We start from the raw sequence: 18,258 nt of genomic DNA on the forward strand, positions 1-18,258 counted from the left end.
GGTGAGACCAAAACCCCGGGGCGACTCGGGGTTTTTTGTTTCCAGGGTAATATGATGAATCTTAGCAAGTGAGCCACGCCAGCGTGTGCTCCCCCAGTCAGGAGGAATGGGCCTTGTTATTGAAAAGTAAAGAAAAAACACTTGACCTTTCTTACCCGCATACCATGGGTATTCTCAACTTCACGCCGGATTCCTTCTCTGATGGCGGTCAATTCAATCATCTGGATAATGCGCTGCGACACGTGGAAACGATGCTGGCCGTTGGTACCAGCATCATTGATGTGGGGGGCGAGTCTACCCGGCCTGGTGCGGCGGATGTGTCGGTTGAAGAAGAACTGGCGCGTGTCGTCCCGGTCATTGAAGCGATTCGATCGCGATTTGATTGCTGGATTTCTGTTGATACCAGCAAAGCAGCCGTGATGACCGAATCGGTGAATGCTGGCGCGGATTTGATTAATGACATCCGGGCACTGCGTGAACCCGGTGCCATGGCAGCTGCGGCTCAGGCCGGTGTCCCGATTTGTTTAATGCATATGCAGGGCCAACCGCGTACAATGCAGCATGAGCCACACTATGAGGATTTGCTCAAGGACGTGAATGCGTTTCTGAATGAGCGAATTCAGGCTTGTGAAGCAGCAGGTATAAACCGGGATCAGTTGATCCTGGATCCGGGGTATGGCTTTGGGAAAACCCTGACGCATAACTATCAGTTGCTGGCTCATCTGGATAAATTTCATCAGTTTGGCTTACCCCTGTTGGTGGGGATGTCCAGAAAATCCATGATCTGTAAACTATTGAATAAATCACCTGCGGAAGCGTTGGCGGGGAGCCTTGCGTGTGCGTCCATTGCGGCAATGAAAGGTGCCCAGATTATCCGGGTTCATGATACTCAGGAAACTCAGGACGTGCTGGCTGTCTGCCGGATGACGCTGGAACAGGCAAAATAAAGAGCTAGGAGCTATTTTTCATGGCTGAACGTAAATATTTCGGCACCGACGGTGTCCGTGGCCGGGTTGGCCAGTCACCGATCACCCCAGAATTTGTGTTGAAACTGGGCTGGGCTGCTGGCCGGGTTCTGTCTCAACAGGGCACGAAAAAAGTCATTATCGGAAAAGATACCCGGATCTCAGGCTATATGCTGGAATCTGCGCTGGAAGCTGGGCTGGCAGCAGCAGGTTTGCAGGCTGCATTTACCGGTCCGATGCCAACCCCGGCGGTGGCTTATCTGACACGGACTTTCCGTGCTGAAGCGGGCATTGTGATTTCTGCTTCTCATAACCCGTATTACGACAACGGAATCAAGTTTTTCTCTTCTGAGGGCACTAAACTGCCGGATGAGGTGGAAGCTGCCATTGAAGCTGAACTGGATAAAGAGCTGGTGTGTGTTGAGTCGGCCAGTTTGGGGAAAGCCTCTCGGATCAATGATGCTGCCGGTCGTTATATTGAGTTCTGTAAAGGGACTTTCCCGTCTCACTTAAGTCTGGCGGGCTATAAAATTGTTGTCGATTGTGCACATGGTGCGACCTATCACATTGCCCCGAATGTATTCCGTGAGTTAGGTGCTGAAGTGATCACGCTGGGCTGTGAGCCAAACGGTATCAATATCAATGCTGAAGTGGGTGCGACTGATGTTCGTGCGCTTCAGGCAAAAGTGATCGCAGAAAATGCGCACTTCGGTATTGCGCTGGATGGTGACGGCGACCGCGTGATCATGGTGGATGAAGAAGGCAATAAGGTGGATGGTGATCAGATTGCTTACATCATTGCACGTCATGCACAAAACCGGGGTGAGCTCAAAGGCGGAGTTGTCGGCACCCTGATGACCAATCTGGGCATGGAACTGGCACTGAAAGCATTGGATATTCCGTTTGTCCGGGCCAAGGTGGGTGACCGCTACGTGATGGAAGAGCTGGTGAAGCATCAGTGGAGTATTGGTGCGGAAAACTCCGGCCACGTGATTGTGCTGGATAAAATGACCACGGGTGATGGTATTGTGGCTGGCTTGCAGGTTATGGCTGCGATTGTGGGCACGCAAAAAACGCTGCAACAGTTGTGTGAAGGCCTGACCATGTTCCCGCAGGTACTGGAGAATGTCCGGTTTGCTGGAGATGCCAACCCGCTTGAATCCGAAGCAGTTCTTGCGGCGCAACAGGCAGCTGAAGCGCAGCTGGGTGAACGTGGGCGCGTGCTGCTGCGTAAGTCCGGTACTGAACCGCTGATCCGGGTGATGGTTGAAGGCGAAGATGAAGCACTGGTTCGTGAATCCGCGCTGTCAATTGCGCAAGCGGTGAAAGAAAACTGCTAAGATTTTGCATCATAAAGAATTCCGGTCAGCAGTGTCTCATCGGAATTCTTTTTACCAAAAACGATTATTTCTTACTCAAGTGATTCACCAATTGCGACATTCTTGGAAAAATCGCTTGTCACTCATGTCGGCATTCGCTAGTATTCCCTCGCTCCTGAAGAAGGGGTGCGCTGGCACTGCTAACGCAAAGCCGGCACAACAATATGGAACATAGGTGGAACCCATGTACGAAATTCTACTTGTGATTTATCTGTTGGCTGCGCTTGGTGTAATTGGCCTGGTTCTGGTTCAACAGGGTAAAGGCGCAGATATGGGAGCCTCATTCGGGGCTGGTGCATCAGGAACTTTGTTCGGTGCCAGCGGCTCTGGTAATTTCTTGACCCGAATGACTGCAGTTTTTGCAACCGTATTTTTTGTGATCAGCTTGATTCTTGGCAACATGAGTGCCAAGCAAGAGGATACAACCAGTGGCTGGGAAAACTTAAGTGTTCCAGCACAACAAGAACAATCTGTTGAAAAAACTGAGAAAGCGCCAGTAAACAGCGACATTCCTCAGTAATCAGCAGCGTTGCCGAGATGGTGAAATTGGTAGACACGCTAGCATGAGGTGCTAGTGCCGTAAGGTGTAGGGGTTCAAGTCCCCTTCTCGGCACCATTCTTCAGTTACTTGAAAGAGTAACGGCTGAAGGATATAATCGCCTTCAGAATTACGGACGCGGGGTGGAGCAGCTTGGTAGCTCGTCGGGCTCATAACCCGAAGGTCGTCGGTTCAAATCCGGCCCCCGCAACCAACTTGGATGATAATTGAGAAGTGCTCAGTTATCAGTGGCCTGCCGCCCAGATGAAATCGGCGCCACATCCGGGTTTAGAAAAGCGACGATTCCTGGAACAGAATCGCTGTCGTTTTTCTGCTATAACCTTTAGAGGTTTTAGCTATCAGGGTCCAGAGATAATAAACCCCGTAATTCGGGGTTTTTTATTATCTGAAACATGACCATTCAGGTATCTACTGGGCTTTAATGCCCTTTTTTTGTTTCCAGGGGGTTGTCTTGACCGCTTTAGAAATGCAATTAACCGAACTGCTGGAAGCGCCAGTTACAGCCTTGGGGTATGAACTGGTGGGTCTGGAGTTTATCCGTGCGGGTGAACATTCCACACTGCGTGTGTTTATCGACCACGAAAACGGTATCACTGTCGATGATTGTGCCGACGTGAGCCGTCAGATCAGTGCGGTGATGGATGTTGAAGATCCAATCACTGTTGCTTATAACCTGGAGGTTTCCTCCCCTGGTTTAGATCGTCCGCTGTTTAAAGCGGCCCATTATGAACAGTTTATTGGCCACGAAGTCAGCCTGGTCCTGAAAATGGCGATGAACAATCGCCGTAAGTGGAAAGGTGACATTGTTGCTGTTGACGGTGAGCTGGTCACGTTGAACGTGAAAGGCGATGAAGAAACCTTTGCGCTTAGCAATATTGCCAAAGCCAACCTGGTTCCAAAATTCTAACCGCTAAATTGGGGCATTAGAAATGAACAAAGAAATCTTGGCTGTCGTTGAAGCGGTATCCAACGAGAAAGCTGTACCGCGTGAGCGTATCTTCGAAGCGCTGGAGATCGCCCTGGCAACAGCAACAAAGAAAAAGTACGAAGCAGAAATCGACGTGCGTGTTGCTATCGACCGCAAGACCGGTGATTTCGAGACTTTCCGTCGCTGGAAAGCGGTTGAGGAAGTGACGGCACCAACGTTGGAAATCACGTTGGAAGCGGCTCAGTACGATGATGAAACCATGGAACTGGGCAGTTTCGTGGAAGAGCAGATCGAATCTGTGACGTTCGACCGCATCACCACGCAAACCGCGAAGCAAGTGATCGTGCAGAAAGTTCGTGAAGCTGAGCGCGCACAAATCGTTGAACAGTTTATCGACAATGAAGGTGAGCTGATCACCGGCGTTGTGAAAAAAGTAAATCGTGATGCAGTGATCATTGACCTGGGGAACAACGCTGAAGCGGTGATCCTGCGTGAAGACCAACTGCCACGTGAAAATTTCCGCCCGGGTGACCGCGTGCGTGGTCTGTTGTATGCTGTGCGCCCTGAAGCGCGTGGCTTCCAGCTGTTCATGACTCGTTCGAAGCCTGAAATGCTGTCTGAGCTGTTCCGTATCGAAGTGCCGGAAATTGGCGAAGAGATGATCGAGCTGATGGGTGCGGCCCGTGATCCGGGTTCTCGCGCCAAGATTGCAGTGAAGACCAATGACAAGCGTATCGACCCTGTCGGTGCATGTGTTGGTATGCGTGGTGCGCGTGTACAGGCTGTGTCTGGTGAGCTGGGTGGCGAGCGGATTGATATCGTACTGTGGGATGAAAACCCGGCTCAGTACGTCATCAATGCGATGGCTCCGGCAGAGGTGAGCTCTATCATCGTTGATGAAGACAACCACACCATGGATATCGCGGTAGAAAAAGACAATCTGGCTCAGGCGATCGGCCGCAGCGGACAGAACGTCCGTCTGGCATCAGTGCTGACTGGCTGGGAACTGAATGTCATGACCGTCGAAGACCTGCAGAACAAGCATCAGGCTGAAGCACAGGCTTCCATTGATCTGTTTGTGAAGCATCTGGACATCGACGAAGAATTCGCCGTGGGTCTGGTTGAAGAAGGTTTTACCAGCCTGGAAGAAATCGCTTATGTTCCTGTGCAGGAACTGATGTCGATTGACGGTCTGGATGAAGATACGGTGAACGAACTTCGTAACCGTGCGAAAGAGGCGTTGACCACAATTGCCCTTGCTCAGGAAGAATCCTTTGATGGTGTTGAACCGGCTGAAGATCTCCTGAACCTGGACGGTATGGAGCGTGAACTGGCGTTCAAACTGGCTGCTAAAGGTATCAGCACTCTGGAAGACCTGGCAGACCAGGGCACAGATGATCTGCTGGATATCGAAAGTCTGGATGAAACCAGAGCGGGTGAACTGATTATGGCTGCCCGTAATATCTGCTGGTTCAGCGACGAAGCATAATTCAATTAGCAAGGGAGGAGCAGCATGTCAGAGGTTACAGTTAAGGCACTTGCCGACGAGATCGGTACTCCGATTGATCGGTTGCTTCAACAGTTTGCCGATGCTGGTATCAGCAAGAAGGCTGAAGACAGTGTCAATCAACAGGAAAAAGAGTCTCTGTTGACCCACCTGAAGAAAGAACATGGTGGTAACACTGACGAGGCACCGACCCGCCTGACTCTGCAGCGTAAGACCCGAAGCACCCTGAGTGTATCCGGCTCTGGCGGTAAGAGTAAAAACATCCAAGTTGAGGTGCGCAAAAAGCGCACCTATGTGAAGCGCTCTGCCCTTGAGGAAGAGCAACGTGCAGAAGAAGCACGTCAAGCTGAAGAAGCTGCAAAACGTGCTGCGGAAGAAGCAGCAAAACGTGAAGCAGAAGAGCAGGCTAAACGTGAGGCTGAAGAAAAGGCCAAGCGCGAAGCAGAAGAGAAGCGCTTAGCAGAAGAGAAAGCGAAGCAGTTGGAAAAGCAGTCTGAGCGTGATGCAGCAGTGGATGCAAGTGAACGTGATACTGATCAGAAGCGTGACGCTGAAGAAAAAGCAAAACGCGCCGCCGCTGAGCAAGAAGCTAAGAAAGAAGCTGAGGCACTGCAACGTCGCCGGGAAGAGGAAGCCAAGCGTAAAGCCGAAGAAGACAGTCAGCGTCAGCTAGAAGAGGCACGCAAAATGGCAGAAATGAACGAAAAGAACTGGTCGAAGAAAGACCAGGACACGAGTGATATGGAACGAGAAGACTACCACACGACCACTTCCACCTATGCCCGTGCGGCGGAAGACGAACAAGACCGTCGCGAAGAAGCAACTCGCCGTCGCTCTAAGAAGAAAAAAGCAAGCGGACCGAAAACAGAAGATCGCGAGCAGCGCGAACGTCCGATGACTCAGCGCGGTGGCCGTAATCAACGCGGTCGCGGCAAGCAGCAGATGAGCAAGCCGTCATCCATGCGCCATGGTTTTGATAAGACAGCAACCGTTGCGAAAGCAGACGTTGTGATCGGCGAGACCATTGTTGTTTCCGAGCTGGCAAACAAAATGGCTGTGAAAGCTGCTGAAGTCATCAAAGTGATGATGAAGCTGGGCGCTATGGCAACCATCAACCAGGTCATTGATCAGGAAACCGCACAGCTGGTTGCTGAAGAAATGGGCCACAAAGCAATCCTGCGTAAAGAGAATGAGCTGGAAGAAGCTGTTCTGTCTGACCGCGACGAAAATCTGACAACTGTGCCACGTGCACCAGTTGTGACCATCATGGGTCACGTCGACCACGGTAAAACGTCTACGCTGGACTACATCCGTAAAGCACACGTTGCCGCGGGCGAAGCCGGTGGTATTACCCAGCACATTGGTGCTTACCACGTTGAAACCAACAACGGTATGATCACCTTCCTGGATACCCCTGGACACGCAGCGTTTACCGCAATGCGTGCGCGTGGTGCTCAGGCAACAGATATCGTCATTCTGGTTGTTGCTGCAGACGATGGCGTGATGCCACAAACGATTGAAGCAATCCAGCACGCGAAAGCTGCCGGTGTACCGCTGATCGTTGCTGTGAACAAGATCGATAAAGAAGACGCGAACCCAGACAACGTGAAGAACGAACTGGCTCAGTACGATGTGATTCCTGAAGAGTGGGGCGGTGAGAACATGTTCGTTCACATCTCTGCGAAGCAGGGCACCAACATCGACGGTCTGCTGGAAGCAATTCTGCTGCAAGCAGAAGTACTGGAGCTGGAAGCGGTTGCAGAAGGCATGGCGAAAGGTGTGGTTGTCGAATCACGTCTGGACAAAGGTCGTGGTCCGGTTGCAACGGTTCTGGTTCAGGAAGGTACGCTGTGTAAAGGCGATATCGTTCTGTGTGGTCTGGAATATGGCCGTGTTCGTGCAATGCGTGACGAGCTGGGTCGTGAAATTGAAGAAGCGGGTCCATCCATTCCGGTTGAGATTCTGGGTCTGTCTGGTGTGCCTTCTTCTGGTGACGAAGCGACAGTGGTTCGTGACGAGCGTAAAGCCCGTGAAGTTGCACTGTACCGTCAGGGTAAATTCCGTGATGTGAAACTGGCGCGTCAGCAGAAAGCGAAACTGGAAAACATGTTCTCGAACATGACTGCCGGTGAAGTGGCTGAACTGAACGTGGTTCTGAAAGCCGACGTACAGGGTTCTGTGGAAGCGATTGCAGACTCACTGCGTAAGCTGTCAACAGAAGAAGTGAAAGTGAACATCGTGGGTTCGGGTGTTGGTGGTATCACCGAAACCGATGCGGTGCTGGCTGCAGCGTCGAACGCAATCGTTCTGGGCTTCAACGTGCGTGCAGATGCATCTGCACGTAAGACGATTGAAGCTGAGAATCTGGATCTGCGTTACTACTCCATCATTTACCAGCTGATCGACGAAGTGAAAGCTGCGATGGGCGGTATGCTGTCTCCTGAGTTCAAGCAGGAAATCATTGGTCTGGCTGAAGTGCGTGACGTATTTAAGTCACCGAAGCTGGGCGCAATTGCCGGCTGTATGGTCACGGAAGGGACGATCAAGCGTAGCAACCCAATCCGCGTTCTGCGTGAAAACGTGGTGATCTACGAAGGTGAGCTTGAATCTCTGCGTCGTTTCAAAGATGACGTTCAGGAAGTGAAGAACGGCTACGAGTGTGGTATCGGCGTGAAGAACTATAATGATGTTCGCGTTGGTGACCAAATCGAAGTTTACGAAATCGTTGAGATTCAGCGTACGCTGGACTAATTATTCAGGTTGCTCGTAAACCTGGCTAGAACACTGGGGAGCTTCGGCTCCCCTTTGTGTCAGGTTCAGCGGGCCACTGAGAGAGAGAATCAAATGGCGAAAGAATTCAGCCGTACACAACGTGTTGCTCAGCAGCTGCAAAAAGAGCTGGCAGTGATTCTGCAACGCGAAATTAAAGATCCGCGCATTGGTATGGCAACTATTTCCAGTGTGGAAGTGTCCCGTGATATGGGATACGCCAAAGTCTATGTGACTTTCCTGACTGTGGGTGAGCAAACGCCGGAAGACAGCCTGGAAGCACTGCGTGAAATGGCACCTTACATCCGTTCATTGCTGGGCAAGCAGATCCGCCTGCGTGTTACGCCGGAGCTGAACTTTATCTTTGACCAGTCGCTGACGGAAGGTATGCGTATCTCCAATCTGGTCAGTAAAGTGGTTCGCGATGATGAAGCCCGTCGTGGCGATGAACCTCAGGATGAAGGTGAGGACAAGTAATGGCTCGTCGTCGTAAAGGACGTCCGGTTGACGGCGTTCTGCTGTTAGACAAACCAGGTGGCATCACGTCAAACGATGCACTGCAAAAAGTGAAACGCATTTTCTTTGCAGAAAAAGCGGGACACACTGGCGCACTGGATCCTCTGGCGACCGGAATGCTGCCGATTTGTCTGGGGGAAGCGACTAAGTTTTCTCAGTTCCTGCTGGACTCGGATAAGCGCTATCGCGTCATTGCAAAACTGGGTGAGCGAACGAATACCTCTGACTCAGACGGTGAAGTGGTCGAAACCCGTGACGTGAAAGTTGATCGGGGCCTGCTGGAGCGCTGTATTGCCAAGTTCCGTGGCACGACCAAGCAAATTCCGTCTATGTTTTCGGCGCTGAAATATCAGGGACGCCCACTGTACGAATATGCCCGTGAAGGTAAAGAAGTACCGCGTGAAGCCCGTGATATCACCGTGTATGAAATCAGCCTGCTTCGCTTCAGCGACAATGAAGTTGAGATGGAAGTGCATTGTTCAAAAGGCACTTATATCCGTACGATTGTTGATGACCTGGGTGAGATGCTGGGTTGCGGCGCGCATGTAACCTACCTGCGTCGGATCGGTGTCTCCAAGTATCCGCTGGAGAGCATGGTCACGCTGGAGCAACTGGAAGCACTGCTGGAACAGGCACGTGAACAGGATATTCAGCCGAAAGAGTTGCTGGATCCACTGTTGCTGCCAACGGACACCGCAGTTCAGGATTTACCTGAAGTCAATCTTCTGCCAGTTGTCGCCAGCTATGTACTCAACGGTCAGCCGGTTCAGGCGGGTCGTGTTCCGGAAGCCGGAACACTGGTGCGGCTGACTGCCGGAGAGCAGCGTGATTTCATCGGTGTGGGTGAAATCGATGCTGAGGGGATGGTTGCCCCGAAGCGTGTACTGGCAAACAAGCAGTAAGCACGCCTGCTGAGAATATTCCGCTTGCGGCCCGTTTGACGGGTGCGTATAATTCGCGGCTCGGGTGCCGGCTGAATCAGAGATTGGCTGGCACAAACTTTACTATTTTGTATTAGGAATGAGTTATGTCTCTGAATGCAGAAACTAAAGCAGCTATCGTTGCTGAATACGCACAAGGCACAAACGACACGGGTTCACCTGAAGTTCAGGTTGCACTGCTGACAGCACAAATCAACCACCTGCAAGGCCACTTTTCTGAGCATAAAGGTGACCACCACAGCCGTCGTGGTCTGCTGCGCATGGTTTCTCGCCGTCGTAAGCTGCTGGACTACCTGAAAGGCAAAGATCTGGGTCGTTACCAGTCTCTGATCCAGCGCCTGGGTCTGCGTCGCTAAGATTGCTTGAAGAGAAAGGAGCCGACAGGCTCCTTTCTTTTTATGCCCTCACAGGGCACAATGTTTGTTGTTCAACAAACGCTCTTTATGAATGAAATCACGGTACTTCACACTTTCACGAGTCGTTTTCGTCGACCCTCAGGTCGCGGCTATTGACAGCATCTGTGCTGAACGGCTGTTGTCATTAGTCGCGATGCGTGAATTGTAAGTGCCACTTCACATGACGCTTTTTGATGTGTCGGATATACTTACTGGCGCAAATAGAAAAAGCAGATCAATATTTTAAGGAAATTCACGTGAATCCTATCGTAAAAACCTTCCAGTACGGTAACCACACCGTCACTCTGGAAACTGGTGTTATGGCACGTCAGGCAACTGCTGCCGTGATGGCCAGTATGGATGACACTTCTGTCTTCGTCAGCGTTGTTGGTAAGAAAGAAGCTGTTGAAGGTCAGGACTTTTTCCCGCTGACTGTAAACTACCAGGAGCGTACTTACGCTGCCGGTAAAATCCCGGGTGGTTTCTTCAAACGTGAAGGCCGTCCTTCTGAAAGCGAAACCCTGACGGCACGTCTGGTTGACCGTCCAATCCGTCCACTGTTCCCGGATGCATTCAAAAACGAAGTTCAGGTGATTGCAACGGTCGTTTCTGTGAACCCGGATGTGAGCCCGGACATCGTGACCATGATCGGTACCTCTGCGGCACTGGCGATTTCTGGTATTCCGTTCAATGGCCCAATCGGTGCAGCGCGTGTTGGTTACATCAACGATCAACTGGTTCTGAACCCAAGCAACAAAGAGCTGGCGGAAAGCCGTCTGGATCTGGTGGTTGCTGGTACTGATTCTGCAGTGCTGATGGTTGAATCTGAAGCAGAGCGACTGACAGAAGAGCAAATGCTGCAAGCGGTTGTGTTTGGTCACGACCAACAGCAAACCGTGATCAACGCGATCAAAGAGTTTGCTGCTGAAGTTGCAACACCAGCCTGGGACTGGACTGCACCAGAAGTCAATACAGCACTGAAAGCACGCGTAGCTGAAAAAGCAGAAACGCGTTTGGCTGAAGCGTACCAAATTACTGAAAAAATGGCGCGTTACGAGCAAGTTGGCGCCATCAAGAATGATGTGGTTGCAGCGTTGCTGGCTGAAGATGAAACGCTGGAAGAGCGTGAAATCCGTGACATGCTGAGCGCTCTGGAAAAGAACGTTGTTCGTAGCCGCATCATTGCTGGCAACCCGCGTATTGATGGCCGTGAGAAAGACATGGTTCGTGCGCTGGACGTTCGTACCGGCGTTCTGCCGCGTACACACGGTTCTTCTCTGTTCACTCGTGGTGAAACGCAGGCACTGGTGACAGCGACTCTGGGTACCCAGCGTGATGCGCAAATCCTGGATGAACTGACAGGCGAGCGTAAAGAACACTTCCTGCTGCACTACAACTTCCCTCCTTACTGTGTGGGCGAGACTGGCTTTGTGGGTTCTCCGAAGCGTCGTGAAATCGGCCACGGTAAACTGGCGAAGCGTGGTATCCAGGCTGTGATGCCAAGTGTGGATGAGTTCCCGTACACCGTTCGTGTGGTTTCTGAAATCACCGAATCAAACGGTTCTTCTTCAATGGCTTCTGTTTGTGGTACTTCTCTGGCACTGATGGATGCAGGCGTGCCAATCAAAGCTTCTGTTGCGGGTATCGCAATGGGTCTGGTGAAAGAAGGCGAAGATTTCGTGGTTCTGTCTGACATCCTGGGTGACGAAGATCACCTGGGTGACATGGACTTCAAAGTAGCGGGTACGAACGACGGTATCACTGCACTGCAGATGGATATCAAAATCGAAGGTATCACTAAAGAAATCATGCAGATCGCTCTGAATCAGGCGAAAGGTGCGCGGATGCACATCCTGGGCGTGATGGATCAGGCAATCAGCACAGCACGTGACGATATCTCTGAGTTTGCACCGCGTATTCACACCATGAAGATCAACCCAGAGAAGATCAAAGATGTGATCGGTAAAGGTGGTGCGGTGATTCGTCAGCTGACTGAAGAAACCGGCACAACGATCGAAATCGAAGACGATGGTACTGTGAAGATCGCGGCAACCGAAGGGACTGCGGCAAAAGAAGCGATCCGTCGTATCGAAGAAATCACCGCTGACGTTGAAGTTGGTCGCATCTATACTGGTAAAGTAGTGCGAATTGTTGATTTTGGTGCATTTGTTTCTGTCATTGGCAGCAAAGAAGGTCTGGTACACATTTCTCAGATCGCTGAAGAGCGTGTAGAGAAAGTATCTGACTACCTGCAAATGGGTCAGGAAGTACAAGTGAAAGTACTGGAAATCGACCGTCAGGGCCGTATTCGCCTGAGCATGAAAGAAGCGAAGAGCGAGCCGGCACCAGCCGCAGGTGAAGACGCTTAATCCTTTTGGTTTTGCGACAACTTCATCAAGAAAGTATTAAGGGGCTGTATGGCCCCTTTTTTATACCAATGAACTTACTGAGACTGTACCCGGGTTGTGGGCTTTGACACATCGAATGAACTGAAGAAATCAAAGTACTGCCGGGTCGGTTAGGGAGAATGGCATTGTTTGCAAAGAGGTTTAAGTTCGCAGCCATCGCGATGGCCGTCATGCTCGGCGGATGTTCGACAAATACTTATTCCAGTTGGGAGCAACCGCTGATCGCGGTACCGTTGCAACCCACGATCCAGCAACAAATACAGCTGGCGCGGATCGATCAACTGTTGGGACGCAGTGATCTGGACGATGAAACCCGCTCTCAGATTTTTTATGAGCGTGGTCTGCTGCATGATGGGATCGGCTTACGGGATCTGGCCCGACTGGATTTTGATCAGTCGCTTGCGCTGTATCCGGCCCAACCCGATATCTTCAATATCCTGGGTGTTTATCTGACACAACGCGCCCGGTTTGATGAGGCTTACGAGGCATTCGACTCCGCACTGGAATTGGATGTGAGCCATCCGTATGCACAGCGAAACCGTGGGATTGCACTGTACTACGGCGGTCGCTATACCCTGGCCAAACAAGATCTGATTGCGCATTATGAGCAGGATCCGAATGATCCTTATCGCACAATCTGGTTGTACTTCGTTGAACTGGAAACGGCACCGGAAAAAGCGGCACAAAACCTGACAAACCGGTTTGAGCGTGCAGATCGTGAGGACTGGGGCTGGAATATTGTCAGCATGCTGATGGGTTCAGAGACGGAGCAGCAGCTTTTGGATAGTATTGTCAGAAGCAGCGAAAGCAATGCGCAAATGGCCGAACGTCTGACAGAAAGTTATTTCTACATGGCAAAGCGCTATCAGCATGAGAATAAATACGCTGAAGCGGTTCAGTTATACAAGCTCACACTGTCTGGCAATGTGTATGAATTTGTTGAGCATCGTTTTGCAGCGCTGGAGCTGAATCGCTTACTGGCTGCGTTGCAAAATGAAACTGCACAGGTTGAATCCGAAGACGAAGCGTTATAACGCTGTCTATGAGTTAAGAAAGGTTGCCCTGCAGGAGCCGCTATAGTTAAGGCGATAGCGGAGGAGTAAGTCTGGGGGCAGCCATGAAACGTATCGTTGTATTTCTTTGGGCCTGCCTGGTCTTAACCACCGCTGCAGCTCAGCAGCTGGATTATGTTCATGCGGTGACCACGCCGGGGCAGGGGCGGTTAGTGACCGTTGATGATTACTGGCTGCTGGCTTTCAGCAATACGTATGATATCCGGTTGCCCGAGCATGTGACAGAAGGACAAAAACTGCAAATTCAGGTGAAGGCGGCAGATACCTGGCAGTCAGAGCCGTTTACTGTGGTCGCTATCACTATCTATGAAGATTTGTGCCGCCTGCACCGGCAGCATCCGAGTCAGGATGGTCGTTATCCTTCGGATGCCATTTATATTCAGCCCTGTGCCCGCGAATAAACCCGTCAACACAAAAACGCCCCGGTTTTTCGGGGCGTTTTTGTATGGCGCAATTAGACAAGCCCGGTGGTCAGGTGGACCACAATGACGGTAAAAGCTGACATTAACGGTATGGCCATGGTCACCACGGCAATATCACCATAACTCTGTCTGTGCGTCAGTCGGCACACGGCCAGCAGGGTAATGACCGCACCACAGTGTGGTAAGGTATCCAGCCCGCCCGCTGCCAGCAGAACGACACGGTGCAGCACTTCCGGGTTGATCCCCGTGCTCAGGAAATCATTCCCCAGCATTGCCAGCACCATCCCTGTCCCCCCAGAAGAAGAACCGATAATCCCGGCCAGACTGGTAGAGGTGATCGCAACCTTGAACAGGTCCGGAATATCAATGGCGGCAATACCGGCTTTGATGGCAACAAAAGCCGTCAGTGCTGTGATGACGGCACCATATCCGACTTCCGAAGCTGTATTGAAGATTGGCAGCAGGGAGCCCACAGAACCGTCGAAGACATGTTTGTTGGCTTCAAACAGGTAACGGCGATAGGCAACCAGCATGAAGGCAATGGCCACTAGAAGCGCCAGAATGACAGGCCAGGTGCCGTTGACGCGGGTTTCCAGAGCCTCGTAGGCTGCGATAATCTCAGGTGATTTGAAGTAAATATTGGTCAGCACAAAGTTAATGACAAAAACCAGCAGGATTGGCAGTAATGACAACATCAAGCCTGGGGCGGCAGTGTTTTCTGCGGTTTCATCTTTGCCGTCCTCATGCTCACCGTAACCTTCACCGGCAAGAATGGCTTTATTTGCACGGAATTTGATCCATAAAACACCCAGGACCAGCATCATGGTCCCTGCCAGCAGCCCCAAGGCTGGTGCAGCATAAATGGTGGTGCCAAACGGAATCGTTGGCATCGTGTTCAGATATTGTGGTGTCCCCGGCAATGCGGTCATGGTGAAAGTGAAGGCACCCAATGTGATGGCAGCAGGTAGCAGGCGCTTCGGAATTCCTGCGGCGCGGAAGGTTGCAGCGCCAATCGGGTACATCGCAAAGACAACCACAAAGAGTGATACACCACCGTAGGTCAGTAAGGCAGTGGCCAGCACCACAGACAGGATTGCATGTTTCGTGCCCAGGTATTGAATAATCGAGCGGGAAATGGTTCGGGCTGCACCGGAAGCCCCCATCAGCTTACCGAAAATTGCACCCGCGATAAAAATTGGGAAATACAGCTTGATGTAGTTTGCCGCGGCGGGCATGAAGACATTCGAAAGGGCATACAAGAATGGGAAATCACTGGTCAGCAGTGCAGCTGACATGGCTAAAATCGGCGCAAGTACCAGCACGGAAACGCCCCGGTAGGCGAAGTACATCAAACCCACCAGTGTGAGCAGTATGACGGCAACATCCATATTTTATTTCTCCGTATGATTAAAATGTAACAGGCTGATAACATCCTAGCCGGGTCAGTCTTGAATTAAAATCACACTGGTCCGGCCAGGTCTCATGCCTTTCGTTAAAGTGGGAGCGCTATCAAGCTCTGCTGCGGAAAAATAGCGCCAACTGTCGGTATTGATAAAGATATTTTTTAAGTATATCAATATGTTATCACGACAAGCTTACCGTGGTTAGCTAGTTTTGAAAAACACAATTTCATATGTAGCTATTAAAGCGGCACCATGTGATTCATACACTTTGGGTAGTTGCATGTTAAAAGGAAGTCGCGCATGGCAGTGGTCCAGCTTACATCAGAGCAGGCATCAGCATGGATTCAAGATGGACAGTCCGTGCTGTTGGGGGATTCATTGGATCTGTGGTACCAGAGTCGATTCTCAGAGCATTGGGGGAGCGCTTTGAGCGTGAACAGTCTCCCGCTGCACTGACCTTGATTTTTGCTGCAGGTCAGGGAGACGGCAAGGGCAGAGCTGCAAATCATCTGGCGAAGCCCGGTATGGTGAAACGTGTGATCGGCGGGCACTGGGGATTGGTGCCAGACCTGCAAAAGCTGGCCTTGAGTAATGAAATTGAAGCCTATAACCTGCCTCAGGGCGTGATCTCTCATCTGTTGCGTGATACGGCTGCAGGGAAGCCCGGCACTTTGACGACCACTGGCTTGGGCACTTATGTTGATCCCCGGCTTGAAGGGGGAAAAATCAATGCTGTGAGCAGGGAAGAGTTGGTCTCGGTCGTTGAACTGGCCGGGGAAGAGTACCTGTTCTATAAGCGATTACCGGTGGATGTCGCGATATTGCGGGGCACCACAGCGGATACGCAGGGTAACATCACCATGGAGGATGAATGTCTGGTTCTGGAAAATCTCGCCTCGGCTCAGGCGGCGAGAAATCAGGGCGGCAAGGTGATTGTTCAGGTGAAGCGCATCGTGCAAGCGGGTACTTTGGATCCTCACAGCATTAAAATCCCAGGCATTTTTGTGGATGCCGTGGTGCTTTGCGACCATGAATCGGAGCATATGCAAACCTTCGCGACTGGATTTGAACCGGCTTTTGTTGGCCGCGACAAAGGCACATCCCGGCCCGTGAAGCCGATGTCTGACGATGGATTACTGGACGCGAAAACCATGATTGCCCGACGTGCTGTGATGGCGCTAATCCCCCACGCCGTTCTGAATCTGGGGATCGGTGTGCCGGAATATATTGCCATCGTTGCTGGTGAACTGGGGATGCTGGATGCCCTGACGCTCACCGTAGAACCCGGTGCCATTGGCGGCTTACCAGCCAGCGGTCTGGATTTTGGTGCCAGCCGGCATCCTCAGGCCATCATTACGCAGGATCAGATGTTTGATTTTTACGACGGCGGTGGGATCGATCAGGCATTTCTCGGGCTGGCACAATGCTCGGCGCGAGGGGATATTAATGTATCTCGATTTGGTGACCGATTACCGGGCTGCGGTGGGTTTATCAATATCAGCCAGCATGCCAAATCAGTGTATTTCTGCGGGACCTTTACCGCGGGCGGGCTGCGAACGGATGTCAGAGAGGGCCAACTGAAAATTCTTCAGGAAGGCAAGGGCATGAAATTTGTGGCACAGGCCGAACAGATTACTTTTTCTGCCAGTCGGGCCAATGCGGTGAATCAGTCCGTCCGCTACCTGACCGAGCGGGCCGTGTTCCGGCTGGATCCGCAAGGCATTGTACTGGAAGAGATTGCACCCGGCGTGGATTTAGAGCGGGATATTCTGGCACATATGGGCTTCATGCCGCTGATTGACCCTGATTTGCGATTCATGCCAGCAGAAATATTTGCCCGAGATTTTTCATTCCGGTTTGACTGAGCTTTGCTGTGTTCAAAACAGAGTGTGAAGCACGCTGGAACTTCTGGCATTTCTGTTGATGCATATGGGGCTCAGGAGGCATGATTGGTGCTGGTTTAATGTCCGCACACACCTGAGCCGTCCGCACAGGTGTGTTCGCCTTTGCATAAGGAATGCGCTATGACTCAGCAACTGGTCGGGATCAACCCGCGCCAGCAACAACTCGATAAAATCGTCTTTTTCTGCTCTGTCATTCAGCATGGCTCATTTCGCGAGGCTGCTGAAGTCTGGGGGATTTCTGCGGCGGCTGCAAGCCGGTGGATCAAAGAGCTTGAAGGACTGATGGCTGTTGAACTGATCAAGCGCAGTACCCGGCAACTGGTCCCAACGGATGCCGGTGAGATGTTGTATCAGCGATTTTCTTCTCTGCTGCCTGAAATCGATACCATCTGTTCGGAAGTGGGCAGCATGGCAGACGAACAGCGCGGGATCATCAGCATTTCTTCAACGCCCTTGTACGCAGCGTATTACCTGCGTGAGATTATCGCGGAATATATGGAAATGCACCCGCAGGTGAACTTCAGATTGTTCATTGAAGCCGGAGAAACGGATCCGCTGCATGTTGATTTCATGATTCGTGCCAAAGCCACAAACCGGGAAACGGAGGAAAAAGATTCGTTGCTGATCCGTCGTTTACTGCTGAGTGAGCCTTTGTATGCCTGTGCGTCCCCTCAGTATCTCGCCCGGTGTGGTATTCCACTGGAACCTGAATCATTACGGGAACATCGTTGCCTGTATGCCAGTTCGCTGGTGGGGGGAAACCGATGGTATTTTCGTCTGAATGGGGTTAATCGGCCTGTCACGATTAGTGATGCGCTGGAGTGTGATAACAGTGAAATACTGCGTGACATGGCGATTCGGGGCGCAGGGATTGCCTATTTGCCGCATTCTGTCATTAAAGCTGCCATGGATCGCGGGGAACTTCAGGTCTTGCTGACAGATTATGTGGCCAGCCAGTTCGACATCAATCTGTATTTTCGTCCCCGCCACCCGATGCCTGCCCGGTGCCAGGCTTTCAAAGAATATATGTTGCGGCGGACGGAAGAAATCATCATCGAGCAGGGTACCTGTCAGCACAGAATCTAGCGA

Annotated in this window: 14 protein-coding genes, 2 tRNA genes and 1 pseudogene; 16 read left to right on the forward strand and 1 reads right to left on the reverse strand. The window is 51.5% G+C overall.

Translation table 11 applies throughout. The annotated features are described in order from the left end of the window. The first annotated feature begins 113 nt into the window (after positions 1 to 113). From folP to KDD30_RS02460, 14 genes are all read left to right on the forward strand, one after another. Positions 114 to 947, forward strand: a complete 834-nt coding sequence (gene folP / locus KDD30_RS02395; RefSeq protein WP_211647223.1) for a dihydropteroate synthase — start codon at positions 114 to 116, stop codon at positions 945 to 947. A 20-nt stretch (positions 948 to 967) separates the two neighbouring features. After that, on the forward strand, positions 968 to 2,305 hold the full coding sequence (gene glmM, locus KDD30_RS02400; RefSeq protein WP_211647224.1) for a phosphoglucosamine mutase: 1,338 nt from the start codon (positions 968 to 970) through the stop codon (positions 2,303 to 2,305). 223 nt (positions 2,306 to 2,528) lie between these two features. Then, positions 2,529 to 2,864, forward strand: a complete 336-nt coding sequence (secG, locus tag KDD30_RS02405; RefSeq protein WP_211647225.1) for a preprotein translocase subunit SecG — start codon at positions 2,529 to 2,531, stop codon at positions 2,862 to 2,864. A gap of 11 nt (positions 2,865 to 2,875) precedes the next feature. Beyond that, positions 2,876 to 2,960 (forward strand) — tRNA-Leu (locus KDD30_RS02410). A gap of 59 nt (positions 2,961 to 3,019) precedes the next feature. After that, positions 3,020 to 3,096 (forward strand) — tRNA-Met (locus KDD30_RS02415). A gap of 258 nt (positions 3,097 to 3,354) precedes the next feature. Further along, the gene (gene rimP / locus KDD30_RS02420; RefSeq protein ID WP_046219158.1) at positions 3,355 to 3,810 is read left to right on the forward strand and encodes a ribosome maturation factor RimP; all 456 of its coding nucleotides are present in this window, start codon (positions 3,355 to 3,357) and stop codon (positions 3,808 to 3,810) included. A gap of 22 nt (positions 3,811 to 3,832) precedes the next feature. Beyond that, complete coding sequence (nusA, locus tag KDD30_RS02425; RefSeq protein WP_211647226.1) at positions 3,833 to 5,320, forward strand: transcription termination factor NusA; 1,488 nt, start codon at positions 3,833 to 3,835, stop codon at positions 5,318 to 5,320. Positions 5,321 to 5,344: 24 nt separating this feature from the next. After that, positions 5,345 to 8,089 carry a translation initiation factor IF-2 gene (gene infB, locus KDD30_RS02430; RefSeq protein ID WP_211647227.1) on the forward strand — a complete coding sequence of 915 codons (2,745 nt, stop codon included), beginning with the start codon at positions 5,345 to 5,347 and terminating at the stop codon, positions 8,087 to 8,089. A 93-nt stretch (positions 8,090 to 8,182) separates the two neighbouring features. Continuing rightward, positions 8,183 to 8,584 (forward strand): 30S ribosome-binding factor RbfA, encoded by a 402-nt coding sequence (gene rbfA, locus KDD30_RS02435; RefSeq protein ID WP_211647228.1) that lies wholly within the window; start codon positions 8,183 to 8,185, stop codon positions 8,582 to 8,584. Further along, positions 8,584 to 9,525 (forward strand): tRNA pseudouridine(55) synthase TruB, encoded by a 942-nt coding sequence (gene truB, locus KDD30_RS02440; protein ID WP_211647229.1) that lies wholly within the window; start codon positions 8,584 to 8,586, stop codon positions 9,523 to 9,525. The genes rbfA and truB overlap by 1 nt, the downstream gene beginning before the upstream one ends. A 125-nt stretch (positions 9,526 to 9,650) precedes the next feature. Next, the gene (gene rpsO / locus KDD30_RS02445) at positions 9,651 to 9,920 is read left to right on the forward strand and encodes a 30S ribosomal protein S15 (protein WP_211647230.1); all 270 of its coding nucleotides are present in this window, start codon (positions 9,651 to 9,653) and stop codon (positions 9,918 to 9,920) included. Between the two features lie 296 nt (positions 9,921 to 10,216). Beyond that, positions 10,217 to 12,328, forward strand: a complete 2,112-nt coding sequence (gene pnp, locus KDD30_RS02450) for a polyribonucleotide nucleotidyltransferase (RefSeq protein ID WP_211647231.1) — start codon at positions 10,217 to 10,219, stop codon at positions 12,326 to 12,328. Between the two features lie 164 nt (positions 12,329 to 12,492). After that, positions 12,493 to 13,401: a lipoprotein NlpI gene (gene nlpI, locus KDD30_RS02455; protein WP_256449227.1), complete on the forward strand. Its 909-nt coding sequence runs from the start codon at positions 12,493 to 12,495 to the stop codon at positions 13,399 to 13,401. 83 nt (positions 13,402 to 13,484) lie between these two features. Further along, on the forward strand, positions 13,485 to 13,841 hold the full coding sequence (locus KDD30_RS02460; protein ID WP_211647233.1) for a hypothetical protein: 357 nt from the start codon (positions 13,485 to 13,487) through the stop codon (positions 13,839 to 13,841). 53 nt (positions 13,842 to 13,894) lie between these two features. On the opposite strand, the gene KDD30_RS02465 is transcribed toward KDD30_RS02460, so the two are convergent. Continuing rightward, entirely contained in the window at positions 13,895 to 15,250 is a 1,356-nt protein-coding gene (locus tag KDD30_RS02465) for a GntP family permease (RefSeq protein ID WP_211647234.1), read from the reverse strand. Between the two features lie 315 nt (positions 15,251 to 15,565). Here KDD30_RS02465 and KDD30_RS02470 point away from each other — a divergent pair. Both KDD30_RS02470 and KDD30_RS02475 read left to right on the forward strand, forming a co-directional pair. Beyond that, positions 15,566 to 17,130: pseudogene (locus KDD30_RS02470) on the forward strand (acyl CoA:acetate/3-ketoacid CoA transferase). Between the two features lie 159 nt (positions 17,131 to 17,289). After that, positions 17,290 to 18,255, forward strand: a complete 966-nt coding sequence (locus KDD30_RS02475) for a LysR family transcriptional regulator (protein WP_211647235.1) — start codon at positions 17,290 to 17,292, stop codon at positions 18,253 to 18,255. Positions 18,256 to 18,258: the final 3 nt, after the last annotated feature.

The organism is Photobacterium sp. GJ3 (assembly GCF_018199995.1).
Lineage (GTDB): Bacteria > Pseudomonadota > Gammaproteobacteria > Enterobacterales > Vibrionaceae > Photobacterium.